Source organism: Roseibium sp. ROS1 (assembly GCF_054658215.1).
In genome coordinates this window covers 574,970-599,789 of the sequence record NZ_BAAGIG010000003.1, presented here as the reverse complement: position 1 = coordinate 599,789, position 24,820 = coordinate 574,970, and the positions used below count along the sequence as shown (strand labels likewise).

The 24,820-nt window shown below is 59.2% G+C and carries 30 protein-coding genes; 12 read left to right on the top strand and 18 right to left on the bottom strand.

The window, feature by feature from the left end:
- Position 1: 1 nt before the first annotated feature.
- The 4 genes from ACYQ6M_RS18890 to ACYQ6M_RS18875 are packed head-to-tail and all read left to right on the top strand — an operon-like array spanning position 2 to position 2,993.
- Positions 2-490, top strand: coding sequence for an N-acetyltransferase family protein (locus tag ACYQ6M_RS18890; protein ID WP_460074986.1), 489 nt, complete (start codon positions 2-4; stop codon positions 488-490).
- Positions 487-1,509 (top strand): histone deacetylase family protein, encoded by a 1,023-nt coding sequence (locus ACYQ6M_RS18885; RefSeq protein WP_460074984.1) that lies wholly within the window; start codon positions 487-489, stop codon positions 1,507-1,509. The genes ACYQ6M_RS18890 and ACYQ6M_RS18885 overlap by 4 nt, the downstream gene beginning before the upstream one ends.
- Entirely contained in the window at positions 1,506-2,606 is a 1,101-nt protein-coding gene (locus tag ACYQ6M_RS18880) for an NAD(P)/FAD-dependent oxidoreductase (RefSeq protein ID WP_023001907.1), read from the top strand. The genes ACYQ6M_RS18885 and ACYQ6M_RS18880 overlap by 4 nt, the downstream gene beginning before the upstream one ends.
- 36 nt (positions 2,607-2,642) lie before the next feature.
- The gene (locus ACYQ6M_RS18875; RefSeq protein ID WP_023001906.1) at positions 2,643-2,993 is read left to right on the top strand and encodes a RidA family protein; all 351 of its coding nucleotides are present in this window, start codon (positions 2,643-2,645) and stop codon (positions 2,991-2,993) included.
- 245 nt (positions 2,994-3,238) lie between these two features.
- Here the strand turns inward: ACYQ6M_RS18875 and ACYQ6M_RS18870 are convergent, their stop codons facing one another.
- Both ACYQ6M_RS18870 and ACYQ6M_RS18865 read right to left on the bottom strand, forming a co-directional pair.
- Complete coding sequence (locus ACYQ6M_RS18870; protein WP_023001905.1) at positions 3,239-3,418, bottom strand: hypothetical protein; 180 nt, start codon at positions 3,416-3,418, stop codon at positions 3,239-3,241.
- A complete protein-coding gene (locus ACYQ6M_RS18865; protein WP_460074981.1) occupies positions 3,415-5,022 on the bottom strand; it encodes an FAD-dependent monooxygenase in 1,608 nt (535 codons plus the stop codon). Before ACYQ6M_RS18865 ends, ACYQ6M_RS18870 begins: the two co-directional genes overlap by 4 nt.
- 91 nt (positions 5,023-5,113) lie before the next feature.
- Between ACYQ6M_RS18865 and ACYQ6M_RS18860 the strand changes: the two genes are divergently transcribed.
- Together ACYQ6M_RS18860 and ACYQ6M_RS18855 are read left to right on the top strand one after the other, a co-directional pair.
- On the top strand, positions 5,114-5,824 hold the full coding sequence (locus ACYQ6M_RS18860) for a helix-turn-helix transcriptional regulator (protein WP_460074979.1): 711 nt from the start codon (positions 5,114-5,116) through the stop codon (positions 5,822-5,824).
- A gap of 257 nt (positions 5,825-6,081) precedes the next feature.
- On the top strand, positions 6,082-6,807 hold the full coding sequence (locus tag ACYQ6M_RS18855) for a class I SAM-dependent methyltransferase (protein WP_460074977.1): 726 nt from the start codon (positions 6,082-6,084) through the stop codon (positions 6,805-6,807).
- Positions 6,808-6,825: 18 nt separating this feature from the next.
- Here the strand turns inward: ACYQ6M_RS18855 and ACYQ6M_RS18850 are convergent, their stop codons facing one another.
- A complete protein-coding gene (locus tag ACYQ6M_RS18850) occupies positions 6,826-7,644 on the bottom strand; it encodes a helix-turn-helix domain-containing protein (protein WP_460074975.1) in 819 nt (272 codons plus the stop codon).
- Positions 7,645-7,777: 133 nt separating this feature from the next.
- Here ACYQ6M_RS18850 and ACYQ6M_RS18845 point away from each other — a divergent pair, with 133 nt between their 5' ends.
- Together ACYQ6M_RS18845 and ACYQ6M_RS18840 are read left to right on the top strand one after the other, a co-directional pair.
- Entirely contained in the window at positions 7,778-8,188 is a 411-nt protein-coding gene (locus ACYQ6M_RS18845; protein ID WP_460074973.1) for a hypothetical protein, read from the top strand.
- A 12-nt stretch (positions 8,189-8,200) separates the two neighbouring features.
- Positions 8,201-8,521 (top strand): DUF1330 domain-containing protein, encoded by a 321-nt coding sequence (locus tag ACYQ6M_RS18840; RefSeq protein WP_023001899.1) that lies wholly within the window; start codon positions 8,201-8,203, stop codon positions 8,519-8,521.
- Positions 8,522-8,605: 84 nt separating this feature from the next.
- Here ACYQ6M_RS18840 and ACYQ6M_RS18835 read toward each other — a convergent pair whose 3' ends face one another.
- The 8 genes from ACYQ6M_RS18835 to ACYQ6M_RS18800 form a co-directional block, all read right to left on the bottom strand.
- Positions 8,606-9,406, bottom strand: a complete 801-nt coding sequence (locus ACYQ6M_RS18835; protein WP_209168461.1) for a hypothetical protein — start codon at positions 9,404-9,406, stop codon at positions 8,606-8,608.
- Between the two features lie 23 nt (positions 9,407-9,429).
- Complete coding sequence (locus ACYQ6M_RS18830) at positions 9,430-10,221, bottom strand: hypothetical protein (RefSeq protein WP_023001897.1); 792 nt, start codon at positions 10,219-10,221, stop codon at positions 9,430-9,432.
- Positions 10,222-10,355: 134 nt separating this feature from the next.
- A complete protein-coding gene (locus ACYQ6M_RS18825) occupies positions 10,356-12,311 on the bottom strand; it encodes a multiheme c-type cytochrome (protein WP_460074970.1) in 1,956 nt (651 codons plus the stop codon).
- Positions 12,312-12,457: 146 nt separating this feature from the next.
- On the bottom strand, positions 12,458-12,814 hold the full coding sequence (locus ACYQ6M_RS18820; RefSeq protein WP_460074968.1) for a hypothetical protein: 357 nt from the start codon (positions 12,812-12,814) through the stop codon (positions 12,458-12,460).
- The gene (locus ACYQ6M_RS18815; RefSeq protein WP_145915829.1) at positions 12,811-13,164 is read right to left on the bottom strand and encodes a hypothetical protein; all 354 of its coding nucleotides are present in this window, start codon (positions 13,162-13,164) and stop codon (positions 12,811-12,813) included. The genes ACYQ6M_RS18820 and ACYQ6M_RS18815 overlap by 4 nt, the downstream gene beginning before the upstream one ends.
- Positions 13,165-13,271: 107 nt before the next feature.
- Positions 13,272-14,240, bottom strand: a complete 969-nt coding sequence (locus ACYQ6M_RS18810; protein ID WP_460075716.1) for an HAD family hydrolase — start codon at positions 14,238-14,240, stop codon at positions 13,272-13,274.
- A 110-nt stretch (positions 14,241-14,350) separates the two neighbouring features.
- A complete protein-coding gene (locus ACYQ6M_RS18805) occupies positions 14,351-15,958 on the bottom strand; it encodes an arylsulfatase (protein WP_460075714.1) in 1,608 nt (535 codons plus the stop codon).
- A gap of 41 nt (positions 15,959-15,999) precedes the next feature.
- The gene (locus ACYQ6M_RS18800; RefSeq protein WP_152508254.1) at positions 16,000-16,278 is read right to left on the bottom strand and encodes a hypothetical protein; all 279 of its coding nucleotides are present in this window, start codon (positions 16,276-16,278) and stop codon (positions 16,000-16,002) included.
- 216 nt (positions 16,279-16,494) lie between these two features.
- Between ACYQ6M_RS18800 and ACYQ6M_RS18795 the strand changes: the two genes are divergently transcribed.
- The gene (locus tag ACYQ6M_RS18795; protein WP_460074966.1) at positions 16,495-18,300 is read left to right on the top strand and encodes a tetratricopeptide repeat protein; all 1,806 of its coding nucleotides are present in this window, start codon (positions 16,495-16,497) and stop codon (positions 18,298-18,300) included.
- A gap of 126 nt (positions 18,301-18,426) precedes the next feature.
- On the opposite strand, the gene ACYQ6M_RS18790 is transcribed toward ACYQ6M_RS18795, so the two are convergent.
- Both ACYQ6M_RS18790 and ACYQ6M_RS18785 read right to left on the bottom strand, forming a co-directional pair.
- On the bottom strand, positions 18,427-18,639 hold the full coding sequence (locus ACYQ6M_RS18790; protein ID WP_077290667.1) for a hypothetical protein: 213 nt from the start codon (positions 18,637-18,639) through the stop codon (positions 18,427-18,429).
- Between the two features lie 182 nt (positions 18,640-18,821).
- Complete coding sequence (locus ACYQ6M_RS18785) at positions 18,822-19,511, bottom strand: hypothetical protein (protein WP_152504523.1); 690 nt, start codon at positions 19,509-19,511, stop codon at positions 18,822-18,824.
- Between the two features lie 211 nt (positions 19,512-19,722).
- On the opposite strand from ACYQ6M_RS18785, the gene ACYQ6M_RS18780 reads away from it, so the two are divergent.
- Positions 19,723-20,376: a LysE family translocator gene (locus tag ACYQ6M_RS18780; protein ID WP_023001887.1), complete on the top strand. Its 654-nt coding sequence runs from the start codon at positions 19,723-19,725 to the stop codon at positions 20,374-20,376.
- Between the two features lie 80 nt (positions 20,377-20,456).
- Here ACYQ6M_RS18780 and ACYQ6M_RS18775 read toward each other — a convergent pair whose 3' ends face one another.
- The 4 genes from ACYQ6M_RS18775 to ACYQ6M_RS18760 form a co-directional block, all read right to left on the bottom strand.
- Complete coding sequence (locus tag ACYQ6M_RS18775; protein WP_006933467.1) at positions 20,457-20,729, bottom strand: hypothetical protein; 273 nt, start codon at positions 20,727-20,729, stop codon at positions 20,457-20,459.
- 191 nt (positions 20,730-20,920) lie between these two features.
- Entirely contained in the window at positions 20,921-21,331 is a 411-nt protein-coding gene (locus ACYQ6M_RS18770; RefSeq protein ID WP_077290665.1) for a TIGR02301 family protein, read from the bottom strand.
- 60 nt (positions 21,332-21,391) lie between these two features.
- Positions 21,392-21,838 (bottom strand): NUDIX hydrolase, encoded by a 447-nt coding sequence (locus ACYQ6M_RS18765; protein WP_460074963.1) that lies wholly within the window; start codon positions 21,836-21,838, stop codon positions 21,392-21,394.
- Between the two features lie 59 nt (positions 21,839-21,897).
- Complete coding sequence (locus tag ACYQ6M_RS18760; protein ID WP_370201462.1) at positions 21,898-22,464, bottom strand: hypothetical protein; 567 nt, start codon at positions 22,462-22,464, stop codon at positions 21,898-21,900.
- A 60-nt stretch (positions 22,465-22,524) separates the two neighbouring features.
- On the opposite strand from ACYQ6M_RS18760, the gene ACYQ6M_RS18755 reads away from it, so the two are divergent.
- Together ACYQ6M_RS18755 and ACYQ6M_RS18750 are read left to right on the top strand one after the other, a co-directional pair.
- Positions 22,525-23,283, top strand: a complete 759-nt coding sequence (locus tag ACYQ6M_RS18755) for an SOS response-associated peptidase (RefSeq protein WP_460074961.1) — start codon at positions 22,525-22,527, stop codon at positions 23,281-23,283.
- Positions 23,284-23,361: 78 nt separating this feature from the next.
- Positions 23,362-24,237: a methyltransferase gene (locus ACYQ6M_RS18750; RefSeq protein WP_023001882.1), complete on the top strand. Its 876-nt coding sequence runs from the start codon at positions 23,362-23,364 to the stop codon at positions 24,235-24,237.
- A gap of 107 nt (positions 24,238-24,344) precedes the next feature.
- On the opposite strand, the gene ACYQ6M_RS18745 is transcribed toward ACYQ6M_RS18750, so the two are convergent.
- Complete coding sequence (locus ACYQ6M_RS18745) at positions 24,345-24,776, bottom strand: glyoxalase superfamily protein (protein ID WP_460074959.1); 432 nt, start codon at positions 24,774-24,776, stop codon at positions 24,345-24,347.
- Positions 24,777-24,820 lie beyond the last annotated feature (44 nt).

Sequence of the window (24,820 nt, the reverse complement as noted above, 5' to 3'; positions counted from 1 at the left end):
CATGAGCAACATAACGATCAGGCGGGCGGAGCGGGCTGATGCCGAAAGGCTTCACGCAGCGCTGCTCCAGCTTTCGGCCGATATGGGCGACACTCATGTCGTCAGTCTTGATGATGTGATCCGTCACGGTTTCTCGGAAACTCCCGCCTTCTTTGCGCTGCTTGCGATCCGGCCATCTGACGACCGAACGCTCGGCGTGTTGCAGGCCTCGCCTGTCTTTTCGACGACGCGTGGTGGCACCGGTCTCTATGTTTCCGATCTTTGGGTCGATGGAGAAGCGCGCGGAGAAGGGCTGGGCCAGCGCCTGCTTGCCGCCAGTCTGGATCTTGCGCCTGATAGCTGGATGCCGATCTTTCTGAAGCTCGCCGTTTATCACGACAATCCGGATGCACGCCGTTTCTATGAACGGCTCGGTTTTGCGCCTCGGGAAGGCGAAACCGTCTTCGATCTGCGCGCACCGGCACTCGACAAATTGAGGGACCGCTCATGAAAGCCATTTTTGACGACCGCCAATGGGTGCACGATCCCAAGCATTTCATGGCGAACGGCACCAGGCTGGCCAATCCGGAACAGCCGAAGCGCATCGAGGTCCTGACCGAAGGTGCCAAGGCGGCAGGGTGCCGCTTCGAAGCGCCGGAAGATCATGGCCTCGGCCCGATTGCGGCTCTCCACTCTGCGGAATACCTCGTTTTTCTTCAGACCATCCATGAACGCTGGAGCCGGATCGAGGGCGCATCCGACGAGGTCATCCCGAACATTCATCCGGACCGGCGCACGGCAAGTTATCCGCGCTCCGCAGTCGGTCAGGCCGGGTTCCATCAGGCCGATACCAGTTGTCCCATCGCAGCCGGGACCTGGGAAGCGGCCTATTGGTCTGCCCAAAGTGCGGTCCACGGCGCGGACTTGATGGCGGCCGGGGAACAGGCCGCCTATGTGCTGTCGCGCCCTCCCGGTCACCATGCATTCGCCGATCTGGCGGGCGGCTTCTGTTTTCTCAACAACTCCGGCATTGCGGCCGAAAGGCTTCTGAAGGCAGGCAAGCGTCCGGCGATCCTCGACATCGACGTCCACCACGGCAATGGCACGCAAGGCATCTTCTATGAGCGCGGTGACGTTCTCACCGTTTCGCTGCATGCCGATCCGGTGCGGTTCTATCCGTTCTTCTGGGGCCACGGCCATGAGCGCGGCGAGGGCGCGGGACGGGGCTGTAATCTCAACCTGCCCCTGGCACGCGGCACTGGGGATGACGAGTACCTGAAAACCCTGGAAACGGCCTTCGACCACATTCGGGCCTTCGGTACCGATATTCTGGTTGTTGCCCTGGGGCTCGATGCTTATGAAAAAGATCCTCTCAAGGGACTCGCCATCACCACACCCGGGTTCGGACGGATTGGTGCCGCCATCGCGAAGCTCGGCCTGCCGGTGCTGTTCGTGCAGGAAGGCGGTTACCTGTCGGAAGAACTCGGCCAGAACCTCACCAGTTTCCTGAAAGGGTTCCAGGACGCATGATCGAGACATCGGATTTTCTGATCATCGGCGGCGGCATTGCCGGCACCGGGGCTGCGGCACGGCTTGCGCCGGACGCAAAGGTCACCGTGCTGGAAATGGAAGATGCGCTTGGCCGGCACGCGACCGGTCGCTCCGCCGCCATCTTCATCCGCAACTACGGTAATGCCACGTTGCGGGCCTTGAATGCAGCTTCGGAGCCGGTTCTGAAGAACCCGGAAGGGATATCGGAGGAAAGCCTGCTGTCACCCCGTGGTGAAATGCTGATTGCGACCGAGGACGAACTGGACGCGTTCAAGGCCTATCTGGACGGTGCCGACGGTATGGAAGTCCTGACGGCGGAAGAAGCTGTCGCCCTGTTTCCACTGCTTCGCAAGGAAACGATTGCCGCTGCTGCCATCGAGCGGGACGCACAGGATATCGACGTCGACAGATTGTTGCAGGGCTTTGCCCGGCTTGCACGAAAGGCCGGGGCGCGGTTCGTCACGGAAGCGCCTGCGCAGCGCATTCTCAGAAGCGGCGGGCAGTGGCGTGTCGAGACGCCCAAGGGGGCCTTCGAAGCGCCGGTCCTCATCAATGCAGCCGGGGCCTGGGCGGATCAGATCGCGGGTCTCGCAGGCGTTCGCAAGGTCGGCCTTGTGCCCATGCGCCGCTCGGCGGCCATCGTGCCGCCGCCGGATGGTATCGATGTCACGAAATGGCCGCTCGTCGCCAGCGCGTCGGAGCAATGGTATGCCAAGCCGGATGCCGGCAAGTTCATGGTTTCGCCTGCCGATGAAGACCCGGTGGAGCCGCACGATGCCTGGGCAGATGACATGGTTCTGGCTGAAGGTCTGCACCGGTTCGAGCAGGCCGTGACGATGCCCGTCACGCGCGTCGAGCGGAATTGGGCAGGCCTGCGCAGCTTCGTTGCGGACCGCACGCCTGTGGTTGGATTTGCACCGGATGCGGAAGGGTTTTTCTGGCTTGCCGGTCAGGGCGGCTACGGCGTACAAACGGCCCCAGCGCTCTCCCGGCTCGTTGCGGATCTTTGTCTCAAGCGTCCGAGCGAACTGCCCGAGAAGGTAGTGGCTGCTCTCGATCCCGCCCGCTTGTTCTGAGCGGGCGTCTCTTTCAAGACAAGAAGGAATTCAATCATGTCCGACATCAAACGGCTGGAAGTTGGCCCGCGCATGAGCCAGGCTGTTATCCACGGCGGTCTCGTCTATCTTGCCGGTCAGGTCGGCAATCCAGGCGACACCGTTACCAACCAGACTCAGACGATCCTGGAGCGCATCGATGCCCTTCTGGAGCAGGCTGGCAGCAACAAGAGCCGCATTCTCCAGACCACTATCTGGATGGACGACATGAAGGACTTTGCCGAGATGAACAAGGTCTGGGACGCCTGGGTCGATCCGGCAAACCCGCCGGCACGCGCTACCGGTGAAGCCAAACTGGCAGCCCCGGAATACAAGGTCGAAATCATCGTCATCGCGGCACTCGCTTAAAGCGCTATCGATAGAGACCCCGCCAATCGGCGGGGTCGGTTCAATGAACCGGAATCCAGCGCAGCGGCGTCATCCCGGCCAAGCGCAGCGCGAGCCGGGATCGGGGAGGCACTGAGGCAATTTTTTTTGAATTCTCTCTAACGAGAGGCTCCGGCTCACCGATCCCGGATCTCCGCTTCGCTGCGTCCGGGATGACGAGCCGAGGGGCTCCGTTCAAAAGAAGCCGCCGCTCAATTGCGCTGACGTCATACTTCGAGATTGCTGGCAGCTTCGGCAACAAGCGAGCGCGCACGATTTGCGTCTGCGATCTCATGCGCCAGCAGCAAGGCGAGCTTGGCGAGGTAAAGCTCCCGTTGAGCGGATCCGATGGCATCCAGCTGTTCGGCCAAGGCCTCGTAAACGGTTTCCAGATCGGCGGGCGTCATGCTTTTCCTCCAGCTACTGCAAGCTCGAGAGCTTGGCGGATTGCCTCTGGTGAAGCGGTTTGCCAGCGCGCTGCAATGTGCATGTCGGGCCGGACAAGATAGGCGCTGCAGGCGGAAGCCGCGAGCACTTCAGCTGCTTCCGAGCCCGGCTGCAGCACGACCCGGGTAAAATCCAGGTCGGCGAGACGATCCGCCACCTCTTTACTGAAGGCGATCAGCGAGAACCCGTCACCGAGCACGTCGGACAGGAACCCGTCACCAACGCGCGCGTTCGGCAAGACAGCGCCGGGTTTTGGCCCACCTTCGAAGTTTTCGTCGTCCGGGGTAACAACCGGGCTGTCGGCATAAGTGTAGGGTGTCATCTGGCGTGGGTTGGCGAGCTCTCCCGCAAAGGAGTGGCTGAGCGAAAGATTGAGAGCTGCGTCGCGCATCAATTGCCAGCCTGCCGTCGGAGGTGTCATGAAACGGGCAGACTTGGAAGCATTCCGAAACACATCCAGCGTCGCCCCACGCCGCTCGGGCGTGTAGCTGTCGAGGAGATCCGGACCGGCCTTGCCGTTCAGCACCCAGGCGAGTTTCCAGGCAATGTTGTGGGCGTCGGCGAGACCGTTGTTGAGGCCACGTACTCCAAAGATCGGCACGATGTGCGCGCTGTCGCCGATGAAAAACACCCGGCCGTCGCGGTAGTCATCCAGCGCCAGGGTGTTGGCCGAATAGATGCTCCACCATTCCAGATCCCAGTCTCCGTCATAACCGATTTCCGTCAGAACGGCGGCCACTGAGGCACGCACGGTGTCCTCGCGGTTGGCTTCGGCTTCGTCCTCGCCATCGCGAAGCTGATAGTCGATGCGCCAGATGTTGTCGGGCTGCTTGTGAACAAGGATCGTTCCGCCCCGGCGACAATCCGGATCGAACAGGGCGCGTCGGATCGTAGGGTAATCATGCTCCATCTGGACGTCGGCAATCACGTAGCGGCCTTCAAAATTCTCGCCCTTGAGCCGCAGACCGCGCAAGCTCCGGACGGTGCTGCGAGCACCATCCGCCGCCAGCAACCAGTCACAGGTCATCTGGTAGGTGCCAAGCGGATCCTCGATTGCCAGTCGCACACCCTGCTCAAGATCTTCCAGACCGCAGACACGGCTTTGCCATCTCGTTTCGATCAGCGGCTCCCGCTGGATCGCATCCCACAGGTACTGCTCGATGTATTGCTGTTCGAGGTTGTACATTGGCCGGTATTTCTCGCGCGGACTGTCCGGCATTTCAAATTCGAGGATCTGCCTGCCGCGATAGAAGCTGCGGCCTGTGGTCCAGCCGAGTGATTTTTCCAGAAAGGGCTCGACTGCGCCAAGCCGGTCGAGAATGTGGTAGCTCTGGCGGGCGATACAGATCGCGCGGCTGCCGTCGTTGAAGGTGGGCTTCGCATCCAACAGGACGCAAGCAATTCCTTCGCGGGCAAGCGCCAGCGCGGCAGTCATGCCGACCGGCCCCGCTCCGGCAATGGCAACACGGGCAGGCCGGGTCAGATGCGCACGGTCCGTCGGCGCTTCGAAATGCGGATAGGTGAAATAGAGCGAGTCCGTTTCGGCACGTCCGGCTGGCCTCATTTGAGGATCCTCCCTGATTGTTGGCAGAAGATTAGGAGCCTTGCCGTCTCGCGTCTGTCCCCTTTCGGGGAGGACATGCTATCAGCATTTCATGAGCACTCCGGACGGACACACCACTGCCTGTCATATTGAAGCCTGCCTCGCGGATCTGGGCACGGATCGGTTTGCCCAGACCTTTGTCTCGTTTGTCGAAACGCTCGGTGTCGACCAGATCATGGTTTTTGCAATCGAGAACACGCAGGCTCGCTGTCTGCTGTCGTGGCACTTCAGCCGCTCCGTCATGGCCGGAAAACTTGCCGAGACCTATCTCGACGGTTGGTTTCTCAAGGATCCTCTGTTGCCTGATCTGGTGGCGTTACCGCCTCAGTCGGTGACCTTGAGCCGGCTCGCCGAGATCGAGGGCCGGATGAGCTCAGACTACCGGAAGCTCTTTTTCGAAAATCCCGGCATGCTGGCAAAGACGACATTGCTTGCGGTCGGAGAAAAACTGCGCCTTTTCGTCAGTCTCTATCAAAGCGATCCTGCCGCTCCCCTGTGTGATCCGGATCTTGCACGCCTTGCAGGCCGTCTGGCTCTGCTCCATTTCGAAAAGGCATCGGACACGGATCTGCCACCGCCTTTGGCGGCGCTCAGCGAGCGGGAGCGTTCGGTGTGTCTGGGCATCCTGTCAGGTCGCAAGGCGGAGGCGATTGCAGCAGATCTCGACGTCGCTCCCTCGACAGTCATCACATACCGCAAACGCGCCTACGCAAAGCTTGGCATTGCCTCCAGAGCCGGCCTCTTCGCAATCTGCGGGAAGTAGCTCCATCTCGCCAGGGCGAGCCGCGTCAGAGACCTGCAACTCGTTGACAGGCACCAAGGGCGCTCCTAATGATGCTCTCATGTGCGAAGAAGATACTCATATCGTTTCCCGGTTCGCCTGCATCCCAATAGGCGGGATGCAGGCTGATTGTGTTCGCTGAGTTTCAAGCGTTTCGCGCACCTGCACCCCCGCCGGATCGGGCGGGGCTTTGCCTGTTGCGGTGCGCGCCGTCCATCGGCACTCTGATGGAGAAATAAATGGCACAAAACATCTATGACGAACCGGCCTTTTTTGAAGGCTACAGCCAGCTGCCCAGGTCGCAGTTCGGCCTTGACGGGGCTCCCGAATGGCCCGCTATCCGGGCACTGTTGCCCGAAGCAAATGGGCTGCACGTTGCAGATCTCGGCTGCGGTTTCGGCTGGTTTGCCCGCTGGGTCCGGAGCGCTGGTGCTGCGCATGTACTCGGTTTCGACCTGTCTGAAAACATGCTTGCCCGTGCGCGGGGCGAAACCGAAGACGATGCGATCGTTTACCGGACTGCTGACCTGGAAACCCTGAAGCTGCCTCAGGCAGCCTTCGACCTGGTCTACAGCTCGCTCGCCTTTCACTATATCGAGGACTTCAACCGGCTGGCCGGAGAGATCTTCAGATCACTCAAGGCAGGAGGCAGTTTCGTCTTCAGCATCGAACACCCGATCTTCATGGCACCAGTAGAACCTGGATGGATCGAACTGAACGGCCGGAAGTCTTGGCCGGTCAACCAGTATCTTCTCGAAGGAGCACGGGAAACCAGTTGGCTGGCCGATGGCGTCGTCAAATACCACCGTACCATCGGCACCACGCTCAACACGCTGATCGCGGCAGGTTTCACGGTTGATCATGTACTGGAATGGTTCCCCGGCGAAGAGCAGATCGAAGCCATGCCATCGTTGGCGGAAGAGATGGAGCGCCCGATGATCCTGGTCGTCAAGGCACGCGTTTGAGTCCGGAGCGCGGGCGGTTCAGGAACGGCCGCCCGCGCTTCCCGCGCTCAAGGTGCTCATCTGCCTTGCCGTTTCCTCGTCTGCGGGAAAGAACGCCTCGATGGCGATTTCGGACAAGGTAACATCCACGGCCGTGCCGAACACCGTCGTGGTGCTCAGGAAGCTCAAGGTTCCGTTGGGACCTTGCAGATAAAGCGGAACGGCGATGCGTCCCTTCTGGGACGGTGCCTCGCTCCGTGATTTGCGCGACCGCTCCGGAGCCATCTCGGCGAGTTCCTCCCTGAGCGCGGCAAGCTTCGGGTCGGCGGACTGATCTACCTCATGTGCGAGGCGTGCAAGAATATGGGCGTGCCATTCACCGAGGTTGAGGATGCGTGGTGCCAGGCCTTCTGGGTGCAGGCTGAGACGAAGCACATTTACCGGTGCTTCCAGCAGATGTGGCGCGACGCCGTCCAGCAGGGCAAAGATCGCCTGATTGGCGGCCTGCAGCTCCCAATGCCGGTTCACGGCAAGGGCAGGGTGGGGCAGATGTCCGTCGAGGATCTGCCGGACAACAGCGGTTGCCGCGGCAAGTTCAGGCTCATCCAGCCCGTGCTGCGGATATTGCGGGGCATGGCCTGCCGCAACAAGAATGGCATTGCGTTCACGCAAGGGGACATCCAGCTGTTCGGCAAGATGCATCACCATGTCCCGGCTTGGACGAGACCGTCCTGATTCCAGAAAACTCAGGTGGCGCTGAGAGATATCCGCTTCACTGGCCAGTGCAAGCTGGCTCATTCGCCGGTGTTGTCGCCACTGGCGCAGCAGGTCACCCGCCGTTTCCGCTGTTCGTTTCATGAGCATTACCCTGCTGGTGCAGTTTCGAAGATTCAATTACCTGCGAAGTAATCGACTTCAGAACATCGATTGGCAATCCTCTTGTCATCGCCACTCGCAGTGTGCGGGTGGATTTCACGAGTGGAGACAGATGATGACCAAATCGAATTCAGGTGTTTCGTTACAGGTGGTTCTACGGTTTGACGCGCTGACCTGTGCGGTGATGGGTGTCCTGCTGGTCGGCGCATCCGGATGGATTGCCGGATTGACGGCACTTCCGAGCGAGCTCCTTTTCTGGGCAGGTCTGGCTTTGTTTCCGGTAGCGGTTTTCATGGGAGTATTCGCGTTTGCCGGTCAGGTGCCTGTCTGGGCGTCAAGCCTGGTAGTTGCCGGCAATCTTCTTTGGGTGCTAGCCAGTTTGCTGCTGCCGTTGACGGGCCTGTTTGCGCCCAACGTGCTGGGCTGGGCGTTCCTCTTGGCGCAGGCCGTCGTCGTGCTCTGCTTCACCTGGCTGGAGTGGAAAGCCGCAAGGCCGCAGTCCGTCATTGCGCAACCGCTAGCTTGAAGAGGCCGGACCATGACCTGTTACGCCATCGGCCATCTGCGCGAAATCGAAATGGGGCCCGACATCGTGGCCTATCTGGAAGGGATCGACGCAACGCTGGCCCCCTTTGACGGCCGCTTCATCATCCATGGTGGCCAGAAACATCAGCTGGAAGGCGCGTTCCAGGGGGACCTCATCGTGATTGCCTTTCCTGACCGGGTACGGGCCGAGGCCTGGTATGCATCGCCGGCCTACCGGACGATCCTGCCGCTGCGCCTGAACAAGGCGGTGGGCGAGGTGTTCCTGATCGAAGGTGTCGACGCGGATCACAAGGCAACGGATGTGCTTTCGTGATCTTCCGACGAAGTCGCAGCACGAAAAGGAAAGGCCGGTCCCGATGAGGAACCGGCCTTTTGACTTGTTGTCCTTGCCTGCGTCCTAGAAGCTGATGGCAACTCCCATCAATGGGCCGTGTGTGACCGTGTCATAGCTGAAGGCGGATCGGCCGGACTTGCCGTTGTCATAATCGACGCCGGTTGCCTTGTATTGCAGATGCAGCGCGACACGATCGTTGAAGTGATAGCCGACACCGCCTTGCAGACCCCAGGTGAAGTCAGACACCAGGCCAAAACCACCGACGTTACCGCTGCCGAACAGCGACCATTTGGGTGCCACGAAAACCTGCCCGCGAACGCCGATCACCGGATCGATCCATTGTTCAGTGATTGTTCGGGTAAAGGTGTTGGCCGGCGTGTTGGCACTGACCTTCAGCTGATTGTACCACCAGCGCCCCCCGGCATAGGCTTCGGCCCAGTTCCGGTCCTGATGCCAGAAGCGGTAGCCGAAGAAGGCTTCGGTCACCAATTGCTTGACGCCAGCATCAATAGTGCCGCCGACACGTGGGAAACTCCGGCCCTTGCCAAGGTCCATGTAGGCCACGTCCAGTGTTGCGCCGAAACGATTGTCGTAAAGCGCCTCGAAATGACCCATCGCCCCGAATTGTAGGTTCTCGAAAATGGTTCCGGGGGAAACATCGAGCGACGTGTTGGGCAATCGGCCGATACGGCTGTTTCCCTGAATGGTCGGGGCAAGCAGGTAAGGCGCGATGACGAATTTCCACGCTCGGTCGACACGCACATCCGGTGTTTCAACCGGAGCAGGCGCTTGGGCCAGATCGGCAGCCTGAGCACCCCCGGACAGCAGGCTGACCAAAATCGGAAGAAATGCAGCTCTTTTCATATTACCCCGCCCCTGTTGGGTCCCTATTTCGGGAAAAGAAAGGTCACTGCAGCCCGTGCGCCGAAGCCCTCCGGGCCGTTGTCGGAACTTGCCGCATAATACCGAACACCTGCCTGAAAGCTGATGGGTTGCTTGTCGATGGTCACAAGTTTGGCAACCATGGCGTTGATCGGCACGGACCATTCGTCCGACGTCCAGTCATAGGTGCTTTCCGAGTTCAGCGTGAAGGTCCAGGCGTCGTCGGTCGTGTAGGACAGAAACGGCTGCAGGAAGGTCGAATTGACGTCGCTACGATTATCGTCACCTGCGTATGACCAGACGTGGTTGACTAGCCCGCCATAGGTCCACGGGCCGGATTGACGCAGCACAACGCCCGTCGGACCGGCGCCCCATTTGCGGGTGCTCAACAGGTCGTCGGTACCTGTGGGCAGCAGCAACACCGGACCAAGGCCCCAGATGATCCCGCCGGACGTTGGCTCCTTTGGCGAAAAGAAGAAGCTCTGCGTCGTGTCGCTGAGACCGAACTGCGTGCCTGAATTTCCGGCAATGTCATCCTGCCAGACAACGGGCAGGATCGTTCGAGAGATCAGGTTCCAGTCCTCGTTGAGCGAGAACGGCACCACGGGCTGTATGTTGAGCGTGACCTTGTTGCCGTCGGCAGGGCCAAATCCGTGATCGTAGTTCCATTGAAACGGAACGCTGATGAGAGACGCCACGGGGTTGGAGAGCTTCTTGGCAAGTTCGGAATCCTGAGCACCTGCCGGTGTCATCTGGAAGAAAAGCGCCAAAGCGCCCAAGGTAACCAATTGCTTCATGGCCTCATGCCTTCCATGCTCAAGAGAACTGCCCTTGCAGGGGACTGATCATCTATGTGACCCAGAAGCTCCTTCCGGGTTTTGTGGATGTACTTCTGGAAATGGCAATCAGGAGTATAGCACGCCTTTTCGTCTTATTGCTGTGAAAGCTGTTGCCTGTAGGATTGCAACGTCGGGTCCGAAGGATTGGCAACCAGGGCCTTTTGCAGACTGAGCTGCGCTCCCGCCATGTCACCGACTGCCATCTTGATGCGTACCTGCATTACCCAGGCATTGATCATTTGCGGATCCAGCAGCGTGACTTCCTCAAAGGCTGCTATGGCTGCCGGGATATTGCGAAGAACGAGCGCAGTTCCACCAAGCACGAGCTGGGTCTCCGGAAAATCCGCCTTGTTCGCGAGTGACTGCTGCCATTCGGTTGTGGCTCTGGACGCAGCCTCGGCCATTTGGTCCGGCATATGGGCGATGGGAGCGCCGATCATGAGACGGGCCGCGGCAATCCGGACGGCTTTGACCGGATCACTCAAGGCAGGAATGATCCGCGGAAGCCGCTGGGTTGGCGGAACCGGTTGCTGTAACGCCAGCGCTCCGGCGCGGACGATTGGCTCCGGATCTGCCAAAAGGTCGGTGACGGCCTCGGCGATCTCCGGAGTCGCAACAGGCAGCAGCAGGTCCAGCGCGCTCGCCCGAACGATGCCCGGGTAGCTCGCCTGATGGGCGACTGCCAGAAGGTCCGCAGCGTTCACGCCCGGGTTCTGCCGTGCCGCCGAAAAGATCTCCGCAAAATGCGGCCCACGGTGACGACTGTCCGGAAACCGCTTTTCAAGTTCTCCGGCCGCCCAGGCGGCAGACTTGTCGGTGTGGCAGTCGTTGCAGGCATTCGGCGTGCCGAGCTTTTCCGAAAGATCCGGCCGTGGAACGCGGAAGGAATGATCTCTTCGCCCGTCGATGCCCATATAGACGCGCTCGATCATGTGGCAGGATTTGCACTCGGCGCCCGGCGTCTCCGGTTGATGGAAATGATGGGAAGGGTCGTCATAGAGCTTGCCCGTCAGCGACGGAAACGCCTCGTTGCCCGCGGGACTGTGGCACTGTGTGCAAACGGCGTTGCCTTCCGCGCGCAATTCCCCGCTGTGAGGCTCGTGGCAATTGCTGCAGCTCACGCCCTTGGCATACATCTTTGACTGCAGGAACGAACCGTAGACATAGACCTCGTCAAGGATCTGCCCGTCGGCGTGATAAAGGCCTTCGCGTAGTGGCGACAGCCGGTACGCGTCATGGAACGGTGTGCCAGGCACCGGGTTGCCGTCCTGAAAGGCTTCGCGGCGCGAATGACAACCTGCGCATTGCTGGATTTCCGCTTCCGGCTGGCCTTTTGCAAACACCGGCAGAAGACCGGTCGGCCCGGTTCCCGGGAAGGGGCTTTTGCCGTAGGTCTCCGGGTCTTTCGCCCAGGCAAGATGGGCGGCCCCCGGTCCGTGGCAGGCTTCGCATCCGACCCCGATTTCCGCCTGCCGGCTGGAGTAGGTCCTGGTGGCGGGGTCATAATTCTTTTCAAAGCCGGTGGCGTGGCACTCGGCGCAGCGGGCGTTCCAGTTCTTGTAAGGTCCGGTCCAATGCAGCCCGTCTTCAGGCGGTGGAGCATCGTTTCCGTAAAGGTGATACCAGCGCTTGTTCTGCTGGTCCCAGACCACGTCGAAAGACTGAACCCTCCCCGGTTCCGTTTCGACAAGATACTGTTGCAGCGGAGCAATTCCGTCGACACCGATCACCTTGAATGTTTGCGTCTTTCCCGGAACGTCGCTCGTCTCGATGAAATAGTCGCCGTCGCGTGTGAAGAAGCGGCTGGTGCGCCCCTTGTGCGTGAACTGCGAATTGTCGAAGTCCGCGTCGACCGTATCCGGTCCGGGCTCCATCCATGCCTTGGAATGGTGTGAAGCGCGCCAGGCGCCGGCTTCCGCCTCGTGGCAACCGGTACATGTTGCTGTGCCGGCATAGTCCGGAACAGCGGCAGAAAGGTTTTCGGCTGCATGGGCGCTCTGGAACCAGAGCACGGCAAGGAGCGCGACGAGCAATCGGGTGAACAACATTCTGTGCGCTCAAACTTCTCCGTCAAAGCCGTTGGGTAAAACGAGACGTCTGTTTCTGCCGGTACTGCCTGGTGCTTGTGCAGGCTCAATGCGGAGAAGCTGCTGCCTACCGGCTGCTTCTCCGCACGGCTTCGTCTCGCCGATGCCTAGTCGAGGTCTGAACAGGGAACGACGTGTTTCTGGCCGGCAGCATCCGTTACCTGGCAACCATTGTCGCTGTTCGAACTGGCGATTGCAGATCCGACCAGCGCACCGGTTGCTGCGCCAACGGCCGCACCGGCCAGGTAGCCGCCAGTCGGGCCGTAATAGGGGCGGCCGTAGTAGCCATGGCTGCTGTTGTTTTCCACGACCACGTTGTGGCCACCATGATACCCGCCGTGATATCCCCCGTGGTAACCGCCATGGTATCCGCCGCGGACAACGTCATGGGACATTGCGATCCCGCTGCTGCCGAGGAGCAGGGCAGCGCCAACACCAAGAAGTCTGATCGTGCGAAGCCTCATTCCTTTTCCTCCAGTTCCAGCGTTTCCTTGACGTCTTCCCAATAGGCGAGCCGCTCTTCACAGTTGATGCTTTCCAGATCGCGAGCAGAGCCAAAGCCGACGGAGGCCGCGTAGTCGTAGGCGGCATCTTCACCGTGGTCGTAAAGGACGTGCACAAACAGGTGGCGGGCCTGGTCACGGAACGCCTTTTTCTGGTCGTCCGGCGTGCAGGCGTAGGCATTGCCGACATCCAGTCCGAGTGTCCGCATGCGCTCTTCCATGCGTTTTTGTATCTTTTGGGGATCGTGCGCCAGCGCCGGGCCGGCAAATGCCAGTCCTGTCATGAGGGCGAGGCAAAAAATTCTTTTCATGATCTATCCTTGCAGCTTGCATCGCCCTCGGTCTGTCCCTTCAGGTCTCCGAGCCGGGCGCGGTGCACTCCAGTTGCTGTTCAATTCATGTGTCTTTTCCGGTTAATCTATTCCGGAAAGATCTGCTTCCAATCGTCTTTCATGCTGATGATATGCCAACCTTCCTTCGGGGCGTCGTCCAGCCCCTTGTTCAGCGACCCGAAATGGGTATCCCGATCATAAGCATATTCTCTATCTGCATCATCATGATGGACAAACATGCCGAGGCGCTTGCCGGAACCGGCAGTCGTGTATTGCAGCATCTGATAATCGCCGTCGGAATTGCCGAAGGCCGCCAACGGACGCTTGCCGATGTGGGTCAGGATGCCGACGGGCTTGCCAGCCTTGTCGTCGACAAAGGCAATCTTGGGTGTCCGCATCAAGGTGGGAACGCCGTCGACGACCTCGTATTCAGTGACAATCGATGAGCCGACCACCTGCTCAGGCGGTATACCGTAGATCTCTTCGGTCCAAGGACGCATGAATTCGATGCCGCCACCGGAGATGATGAAGGTCTTGAAGTCGTTGGCACGCAGATAGGCGAGAAGTTCCAGCATCGGCTGATAGACAAGCTCGGTATAAGGCTTGTCGAATTTCGGGTGCTTGGCAGTTGCGATCCAGTCGGTGACCGTCTTTTCGAACTCATCCGTGCTCATGCTGGCATGAGTGACGGCGAGGATCTCCATCAATCCCTTTTCACCGGCCTTGCCGAGGGCTTCCATGTCGTTTTCCAGAACGGCCTGGAAAGGCTGGGTCGTCTTCCATTCCGGGTGGTTCGGCGCCAATGCCTTCACCCGGTCAAATGCGAAGGCAAGCTGGGTGTACATGGGATGCTCGACCCACAAGGTGCCATCATTGTCGAAGGTTGCGATCCGCTCTCCCGGTGCGACAAAATCCGCGCCACCTTCGCTCGTTACGGCTTCGACGAACTCAACGATCGCCTGCTTGTTTGCACCGTCGTTCCACGATGGCAGCGGGTCGGTTTGTGCAAGGGCACCCGATATCCAGACACTCGCTCCCAACAGGCTGGAGATCATTGCGCCGAAGAGGAATTTGACCTTCATAGCTGCACCCTTCCACTTATGTGTTGTTCAAAGCGATGTCCGCCCCGGACCAGGCCGGGGTGGACGCTATTCAGCTTCGAAAATCAGTTGCCGGTCGGCAGGCCGATCGAGAAGCCGTCCTTGGCAAGAGCCTCCTGGACATATTTGAACCGCTGATACTGGCTGAGCGTGATCGGACCGGTATAGGTTTCCGACTGCAGCTTGCGTGGCGGATATTTGACGTAGGACTTCATGAGCTCCGTCACTTCGTTGTTGATCACCGGCAAGTACCAGGTGCGTTCGGTGAAGTTGTTCATGAACATGTCGTAGCGCTCCTGCGGATCGTCCAGCAGGTTGAACACCTGCGGAACAGTAGCAACATAGCTGCCGGGACCCTTCCAGCCAAGGTTGCTGTCGACTGCCAAGCCGCCGGTGGTTGCGCCATCGTCGCCGCGCAGGTTGAACACGGCCTTGTAGTTGCCGACGCGCGCTGCCCCAGGGGAAAGTTCATTCTCGGTGAAATAGAACCAGGCTTTGCGGCCGGAGTCTCCGGAACCTTCCCACACAGGTGTCATGTCGTAGCTGTCGAAGATGATCGGCTGGCCTTCGCGGTCTTCGGTCGGCAGTGTAATGCCGGCGGCAGAAGCGAAAGTGGCCATCAAATCGAGACCGCCGACGACAGCGGCACTTTTCGTGTCCGGTTTGACGTGACCGGGCCAGCGGACGATTGCCGGAACGCGGTTGCCGCCTTCACGCACGGTGCCCTTGGTGCCGCGGAACGGGGTGTAACCGGCGTCCGGATAAACGTCCTGCCAGGCGCCATTGTCCGTGGTCCAGAAGACGATCGTATTGTCGGAGAGGCCGAGCTCATCGAGTTTATTGACCAGATTGCCGATGCGGCTGTCCAGCTCGACGACGGAGTCTGCATATTTGGTCTTGGAGATTGATTTTCCTTCAAACTCCGGCGCCGGCATGTTCGGCTGGTGCACCTTCATGAAGTTGACGTTGATGAAGAACGGCGTGTCCGGCTTCTTGGCGGCTTCTTCCAGAAACTCGAGCCCCGCTTTTTCGACGTAGCCATCGAAATAGGGAATGCCGACCACACCCTTGTCCGGCGTATCGACGTATTGGCCGTTGATCTTGAAGTCCTCTGTCGGCTTTTCACCGGCCTTGCCGGAGAGCGACCCCTTTGTGACCTTCTCGAACATCTCGCGCAGGTCCTTCGGCATGTCCGGGAACCAGGTCGGATCGGCATAGGTGTAGGCGTTGAGGTGATAGAGACCGACGTATTTCATCACGTCATAGCCCTGCGCATTTGGCAGCGCGTAGTCCGCTTCACCAAGGTGCCACTTGCCGGTGAAATAGGTGTCGTAGCCACCGGTTTTCAGAACCGACGCCAACGTCCACTCGGCTGCGGGAAGTCCGCCTCCCTGACCCTGGAAGGCCACTGTCGTCATGCCCGAGCGGTTGGGAATACGGCCGGTCTGCATGGCGGCGCGGCCTGGTGTACAGCTGGGCTGGGCGTAGAAATGCGTGAACATCATGCCGTCGTCGGCCAGTTTGTCGATGTTCGGCGTCGGCATGCCGCGGGCTTCACCACCAAGATACGGGCCCGTGTCGCCGTAGCCGGTGTCGTCCGAAACGATGAAGAGGATGTTTGGCTTCTTCGCGTCTTGCGCGAAGGCCACGCCTGACAGCGCTGTGAAGGCCATGCCTGCGACCGCCAGTCCGGTTACTAGTTTGGTGAACATACCTAATGGCTCCCATTTGGACCATTTGTGGAGTAGGCCGGGGACGGCCCGTCGATAGGTGCACTTCCAGTCAGGAAGCTTGAAATTTCCCGTTCAAGTTCTTCAATCACGGAGCGATAGTCAGCAGCCTTGGCTTCATCGTTCTGCCAGCGTTCGAGGGCACAACATGCGGTTGCGTAGTCCTCGCACAGTGACAAGAAGGCAGGGTGAGTGTTGCAGAGGCGGCGGACAGCGAGTTCGTCCACGTTGAAACGACGCATGATGAGAGCTGCTGTCGGCATGACGACAATGCCCCGTTGTCGATGGCTCCAGGAAAATTCCTCCAGGATTACCTACGGGATTCAAGCCGGTTACAAGGTATGAACAGGTACGAACAGGAGTCTGCTGCGATCTGATCGTCGTCTTTCCGGACTGGGGCGCTTGTTACGGATGGCAAAGGCCAAGGCATTGGACTATCGTTTGGCTGAAGTTATTTTCCGGCACTTTCAGGGGGAAAGATGCGGTCAGGCAGGCAACAATTGGTTGCAACGGGTGACGTGGAGGAGTTCGATTGTCCGGCCCGCGTTCGGGAAGAACTTTCCCGTGTCCTGCAAAGCGATCATTTTCACGCAACGCCCAAGCGCCGCGCCATGCTGACGTTCCTGATAGAGGAAGCGTTGGCCGGGCGCGCGGACACGCTGAAGGGCTACGCTATCGGATTGGCCGTCTTCGGTCGTGACGAGAACTTTGACCCGCAATCAGACCCGATCGTTCGTCTGGAGGCCCGCCGCCTGCGGCATGATCTGGACAGTTACTACATTGCCGAAGGCGCGCGGAACCCGATCCGCATTTCCATTCCCAAAGGCCAGTATGCGCCGAAGTTTCATGACAATCTGGCCAGTGTGACTGCACGGGACGACTCGACTACCGGCAACGATGAGACGGCAGATTCTCATGTGCCGGAAGAGGTCAATGCGTCACCAAGACCTGTGCGAACCTCAACCAGGTTGCCCTGGTTGGTTGCCGGGGGAGCTGTCCTGTTCGCGCTTCTGGTGCTGGGGGCAGCAGTCGTGATGCTCTTTCAGCCGGCACAACAGGTGCGGCTCGAGGCCTCCCAACCTTCCGTGATGGTTCTTCCATTCAGCGTGACGTCGACGGATCCGGAACAACAGATCCTGGCGGCGGGTATTGCCGAGCAGATCATGACTGCATTGAGCCGGTTTCCGGACTTCCGGATCTTTTGGCCTCCATCCGGCAAAAAGGTTGGCGAAACCTTTGACCCGGTTGAAATCGGCCGGCAGGAAAATGTCGCCTTCCTGATCTCCGGGTCTGTCGCCTCGGAAGGCGAGATCGTCCGCGTCGGTGCGAAGCTGGTGCACAGCCCCAGCAAGCGTGTGCTCTGGTCTGGCAGCTACGATCGCAAGCGCAGCCGAACAACCTTGCTGGAAATCGAGAAAAGCATCGCTTCGGAAATTGCGACGGTCGCCGGTCAGCCCTACGGCGTCATCAAGTCGGAACTCGCCGGTAACCTGTCCGTTGGAAGTGAACCGAGCAACGACAGTTTCGAATGCGTACTGCGCGGCTACGTGTACCGGAGGAACTTTTCAAGGCAACTGCATGCAACAGTCGAGGAGTGCCTGAACAGTGCGGTCAAACGGGATCCGGGTTATGTAGAGGCCTGGGCGATGCTGGGCTGGCTCTATCTGGATTCTGGACGCTTCGGTCTGGCTGCAGAGGGAGACAAGGAACTTGCCTTCGACAGCGCCCTGAACGCCGCGTCACATGCCCTGAGCCTCGATGGCAACAACATTCTGGCGCTCAAGGCGCTTTCGTCGATCAATCACTACATGGGAAACATCGAGGAAGGGGAAAGGCTCGCCAAGAAGGCGCTCGATCTCAATCCAAACGATCCGGACACCCTGGCACAACTGGGCTGGCGACTGGCTGTGGTGGGCAAGTTCGAGGAAGGCATTCCCTATCTGGAAAAGGCGATCGAGCGCACGCGGAACGCGCCGGGCTGGTATTTCCATCTGATCGCCATCAATCATCTGCTGAATAGCCGCTACGCCGAGATGCTGACAGCCGCGAAAAAGGGCGTCCTGGATGGATCCGGGGTCAGCTGGTGTCTCGTCGCGATTGCCCAATCGAAGCTCGGCAACAAGGCAGCAGCTCGTGCTGCGCTGGAAAAGATGGCGGAAGTTTCTCCCGGCCTGGGCCGTGACCCAGGTACCTTCCTGCGCTACCATCAGGCGAGCGAGCGGATTGTCACTTCCCTGATGGCAGGACTGAAAGAAGCAGGCTGGACCACTCCTGCCGGACAGTGAGGTCCGGCGATTTTTTGAAATCAGTCACGGTCACCCACCGGCGAAGCAGCTTGGAAGCTTTCCGGAACGTTTGTGCTGTTTGCGGCAGGCGTTCCGGAAAGCGGGTTTTGATCAGGTTCCGGGCGCTTAGCAGCCCGGTGTCATCGAAGTGCCTTCGGACATTTCGCCTGCGCAAGCGTCCGGGTCGCCATCCGGGCCCTGGTCTACTGAACTCAGGCCGCCGATCGGAGGCGCCGCGCTACCGTTCTCCAGGCCGTCGCCGGACTGGTTGCTGGATTGGCAGCCGCCCAGGGCCAGAAGCGAAATCAGAAAGGCAGCAGAGAAAAATCTTACAATCATATTGGTCACTCGCATGCGCCGCAGATGGCGGGAGTTGGAAGGCGGGGCGCAAGTACGTGCTTTTCGCGTAATGAACTTCTTGCGCTCGTATTGATTGTCACGATTTTTTGTTTTGCTGCAATAGCCCCATCGGTACAGGCGCCCGATTTATCTGGTGGTTTGCGTTCTGAGGGGGGCTTTTGTCAGTCACCGGCCACGAAGTAATGAAGCGTGCCGTCAGGACCGATGCCGACGCGATAAAACGTCCAGGCACCGAAATCCTGCATTTCAGCAAAGTCGCCTGCGGTAACGATCCGGAACAACTCCACTTTCTGATCGGGTGTCAGATCGTGAAGCGGGTAACGGGCAAAATACGGCCAGAGATACATTTCCTGGGGTGTACCTGCATCTACATGCAAGAACCCTGCATCCATGATGTCGGCGAGAATGGCCAGGATCTCGAAGCCTTCGCCGTCACCGGAGATTTCCTTCAGAAAGTCTATCGGGTCGTCGATTTGCCCGAAAGAGACCGTAGGCGGCAGTTCGTTGCTTTCGAACACCATGCGCAGCCGTTCCATGTTGCCCGAAAGCGCTGCTTCCTTCAGCTGGGCCTGCATGCGCTGCACAGGCTTCGGCAGATAGGACGTGCTGTAGAGCACCTGAGGCAACTCGGCGCTGGCCGGCGCAGGTGCTTTGGAACCTTCTGCGGCTGCCGGCTCTCCAGCTTCGGGCGCTGCGAGATCTTCCGCCGGAATTGCGGGTGCATTTTCAGGCTCGGACGGCGCAACCGGAATTGTTTCCACCTGGACAGTCTTGGCGAAACCCGGGGCTGCGAGCGCTGTGCCCGCCAGAAGACCGGCGGCAATAACCGCAGCCTGATAAATCCGACTCATGAAAGTTCCTCGTTTATCCGCACCTGCCGGTCCCCGTCGTATAACACTGGCACAAGCAGGCATCGCCCCGCGCCTTTCCTTAAACAATTCATGCGAGACTGAAAACATCGGGACTGGAATTTCCTCTTGTCTTGTCACGACGCCGCGGGGCCGCTATCGAGAGGTCCGTTCGCTTTAAAAGTAATATCAAGGGTCTAGAAAAGGACCGGCCGTGTCGTTTTTCGAATATGCACTGATCGGGTTTTTTGTTGGCATTATCACAACAGCCCCGGTTGGTCCTGTAAACATCATGGCCATTCAACACGCCGTGCATGGCGGGTTTCGACAGGGTGTCTTCGTGGGGCTGGGGGCTGTCGTTGCCGACACCATCTTTGCGGCTGCTGCGATTTTCGGCATCTCCGCGGTCACCAATTTCATTGAAGGCCAGTTCGACCTCATCGAGATCGTCGGCGGAGCTCTGCTGATCATTTTCGGCATCAAGATCTGGAACACCCATCCGCATCTGACCCGGAACGGCAATCCGAGAGAACATGGATTTTTGGCCGATGCCACCGCAGCCTTTTTCATGGCGATCACCAATCCGGGTGCAGTGCTTGCCTTCGTGGCGATATTTGGTGGTCTCGGAGATTATCGCCCCCAGACGGGGGATCATTTCGGCGCATTGGTGATGGTTGCCGGTGTCACGGCAGGAGCGACCACCTGGTGGGTGCTCGTCTCGGCGTCCGTTTCACACTTCAAGTCGCGTATCGACGATCTCTGGCTGGATCGTGCCAACCATATTGCCGGATTTCTGCTGGTCGTGTTCGGCGCGCTGATCTATCTCAAGCTGGCGCTCGAAGCGGCAGGCGTTGGGCTGATCACGTAGCACGGGCCTGGCGTAAATACACCTGAATCAAAAAGGCCGGGCGACCGGCCTCTTCAGAATGCGTGTCGTGAGCGTGCGTTTTACTGAAGTACGCGGTTCACGGTGTAGTCGCCCTGCAGGATACGATCCGGCAGGCCTTCAGCCAATTTGGCCACGGCATCTTCACCATAGGCAGCAACCAGATCCGCAAGTGCAGTGAACATCGCCGCGTGAGCGACGGCGTCCGCATCTACACCATTGGCGATGGCTTCGGCCCAGGCGTCGGAAATGAAGCCGAGTGCAGCACGTCTGATGTCTTCGTCTTCAGCAAATTCGGCTTCCATTGCCGCGTCGGCGTAATCGTCGTTTATCATTCGCTTCCTTACCGGTCCTTCCCGAACGCAAGAGGGACAACTCCCGCGTGTTCCTGCCCCGAATCTTGAGTAATGATCCTAGCACGGCGAACCGCGCTGATAAGTAACCGTGAACGCAAACTTAACGGCCACCCACAAATTTGATTCAAAAGGTTAACCAACTCGTAACGATTTGAAGATTTCTGCGAAAATTACCGACCATAGCGACTGGTGACGTCGCTGATGATGACCTCGCCTTCGCTCAAGTACTGTCCCATTGCGAGACGGGCAGCCTCTGTGCACTCTCGGTAAGCAACTGAGAAACCACGATAACCCTGGTTAAATCGCTCAATGAACCTTCGGCGGCGATTCTCGTCCAGCGTTTCAGCGTCCAGGAAATCTTCCATGCGGTCACGCCAGCTCGGGTTATCGCTTTCCTTGCACAGTGGTCGCAGGAAATGCAGCGCTCCGAATATCTCCGACAGACGCATGAGTTGCTGTTCGTAAGGGGGCGCGTCGATCGCGGTTTCCTGCGCCGATACAACCTGCACCGGGCACATGGCCGCAAGGGCCAGAACAACAGCAGTCCGGGACAGGAAAACGTGCATTCGGCGTTTGATCATGGGCGGATCATGCTGAACCCGGCGCCGCACCGCAAGCACTATGGCAAGTTGATCCAAAGATTAGAGGTCTGGTTGCTTGGCTGAACGGATAGCCAGGTGCCGCCGAATGCGGTCCGGCGTACCGGGTGTGGTCAGCAGCCCGTCGAGATCTTCCAGGCCGACCCAGTCGAGCGCCGCGGCATCATCGGCGGCAACTGCAGTTCCCGATAGATAAGGCCCACAAAAGACAGTCAGGATGAAGTGAGTGACGACACGGCCGTCATCATCTCTCTGGATGGAATCGAAGGTCTCGACAGGCTCGCTGATCGCGGCAGTGACACCGGTTTCCTCCAGCAGTTCACGCGCGGCCGCTTCCTGAAGGGTCTCCCCAAGCTCGATCACTCCACCAGGCAAACTCCAGTGATCCTTGAAAGGAGGCCTGCCGCGCTTCACCAGCAGGGCCCGGCCATCACGATGGCACAGGACACTGACACTGGCGCGTGGCGCTTCCGGATAAAACCTGGACATGGAACCTCGGCGGACGGAAAGACGGCTGATTCTGTCCGGGCACAATAAGCCCCAAGGCGTTATGCGAACAGAGCGTCGATTTCCGCCTGTGCGCCTTCGCCTTCGTGCTGCGTCGCTTCGGGTTCCACATGGCCGTGGATGACGGCGCCGGCAACGGCTATCAGCGGCTTGATTTCGTTCGTGGCCCGGTCGGCAATGTCAGTCGCAATCATTGCGGGATCCGGTGTCTCGCGCAGCTGGTCTTGAATCTTGCCCACGAGCCTGTTTATGCCGGCAACCTGTTTTTCCAGGTGTTCGCGCAAGAAGTTAGGGGCGGCATGATAGGCCATGATGGCCAGGTTCTTGTCCTTGAAACTCGAGTTCTCGAAGTGGCCCTCATAGTCGAGCGGCTCCCACTCCAGGACATCTTCGGCGCAATCCGGCATATCCGGCAGCATTTCCAGAAGCATCATGACTTCATTGAAATGATTGAGATAATCGGTCGCCAAACCGGTTTGGGGATTAATGTTTGCCTGTTCCAGCCTTTCGGCTGCCAGCTCCCCGGCGCCCAAAACTGGATGCAAACATTCCATACCGGTCCCCCTGTTATTGACTTGGGGCCTACGGTACTTCTTTTTTATTTCCAATTGCCTAACTTGGCGGAACCCTGTTTGCCCCGCTTCAGGGGCCCCAACCGGAGAAAAACGATGTGCGGCCGCCTGGCTCTGACGACACCACCGGATGCTGTGCGCAGCTTCTTCGACTATGTCGATCAGCCCAATTTTCCGCCGCGATTCAACATTGCGCCAACCCAGCCGCTGGCCATTGTGCGGCAGACGCTCGACGGCACACGCCGCTTTCATCTTGTGCGTTGGGGCTTGATGCCGCCCTGGGTCAAGGACCCGGCAAGCTTCACACTTCTGATCAATGCCCGGGCGGAAACAGCGTCGCAAAAACCGTCGTTCCGCAATGCCATGCGTCATCACAGGTGCCTCGTGCCAGCGTCCGGCTTTTACGAGTGGCGTCGCACGCCGGAAGGCAAGCAGCCTTTCTGGATCCGTCCGGCGGAGGGCGACGTTATGGGCTTTGCCGGCCTTTGGGAAACCTGGTCGGATCCCGATGGCGGTGACATCGACACGGGTGCAATCCTGACGATCCAGTCCAACCGGATGATGTCTGAGATCCATCACCGCATGCCGGTGATCCTGAAACGGGAAGATTTCGGAACGTGGCTGGATGTTGCCAACGTCGACAGGCGTGAAGCCGAAAAGCTGCTGCAGCCGGTAGAAGACGATTTTCTGGTCGCGACGCCGGTTTCCAACCGGGTGAACAAGGTCGCCAATGACGATGCTGATGTGCAGCGCGAGATATCGCCGGAGGAAATGTCGGTGCCCTTGAAAAAGGTTGCCAGGCCGTCAGCTGCGGAGAAATCGCAGGAGGACAAGAACCAGCTCGATCTGTTCTGAACCGTCGCAGGCATCAGAATTGCCGTGCAAAAGTCGGCTCATGGCTGTAGGGCAGGGGCTCAGCCGCAAGGATGGATCATGAGCAACGACGACACGCCTGAATTTGAACTAGACGAGGCCTTGGAAGAGGACGCTTCGGAGAACGAAGCGTTGGCCGAAGCCTATAATCGAGGTCTCGCCCTGCAGAAATCGGGCGATCTGGCAGGTGCCGCGCAGGCCTATCGCGAAGCCCTTGCGCTGGATCCGGACGACCCGGGCGGCGTCAGCATTCGTCTGGCGGCAATCGGCGCGGAAGCCGCCCCTCAGAAAATGCCGGATGCCTATGTCGCGACCCTATTCGATCAGCACGCTGATGTGTTCGACGACATTCTGGTCGATGAGCTTGGTTACTGCGTGCCTCTGCTGGTTCGCGATCTCGTCCAGAAGCTTGAGATTGGCCCATTCGATCGATTGCTCGACCTCGGCTGCGGCACGGGTCTTACAGGTATGGCTCTTGCCGATTGCACGGGCCACCGGACCGGCGTAGATCTCTCCGAGCGGATCGTTGAACTTGCCTATGACCGGGAAGTCTATGACGACCTTTATGTGGGCGAGGCCGTCGCATTCCTTGAGGAGTTCGAGGAAGACGATGGCTCTCGTCCCGGCTGGGACATGATCGCGGCAACCGACGTGTTTCCCTATCTGGGGGCGGTTGAACCATTTCTTGCCGGTGCAGTTGACCGTCTGAAACCGGGCGGTTACCTGGCTTTCTCCACCGAAACCCTGTCTGACGAAGCACTTGAAGGGCGTCCCTACATGGTCGGGCCGAAAAGCCGGTTTGCGCAGGGGGAAGGCTATATTCGCTCATCTCTGGATGCTGCGGGCTTCGACATTCTCGCGATGGACCCCATCACCGTTCGTCTCGAGGACGGAGACCCAGTCCCCGGGCACCTTGTGATTGCGCGGCTGCGCTAGAGCCCATGCGCTGAAGAGCATCTCTTCGGCTCGACATTCAACGGGAAGGCCAAGGATCATCTGCCGTTCCATCATGGCCGATGGCACGGCAGACTATCGCCTTTCCGTCAGTCAGCCCTTTGCATGCGCAGATAGGGTTCACCGTCGGACGTTCGCTTGACGGCAACACCGTCACCGTTGATCAGAACGACGACCTGGCTGCGAAAAGCAGAAAAACTGTCGAAGGTGACCACATCCACGGGCGTGTCGAACTTGATGGTCACCCGGTATTGACCTGCCGGACCAACCCGTGTCAGCGACAGCACCTCTCCTTCGAAAGGCTGCTTCATGTAGGTGCCCGAGACACGGTTGCCGACGGCAAACTGCATCTGGTTTGGTCTGGCGGCTGTCGCGGATACGGTGTTCCAGTCCTTGAAGCCGTATTGGGCGGACAGGAGTTCGAGCGCCTGGCTGTGGGAGATATCCTGCCCCTTGGCAGCTAGCGCGGCGCGCAGGCGCTTGGCCTGTGCTTTGAGATTGGCAACGCTGGGCAGCGTCATGGGATTACCTTTCCAAGAAAGGCAGGCGGTAAGGTGTTCGCCAA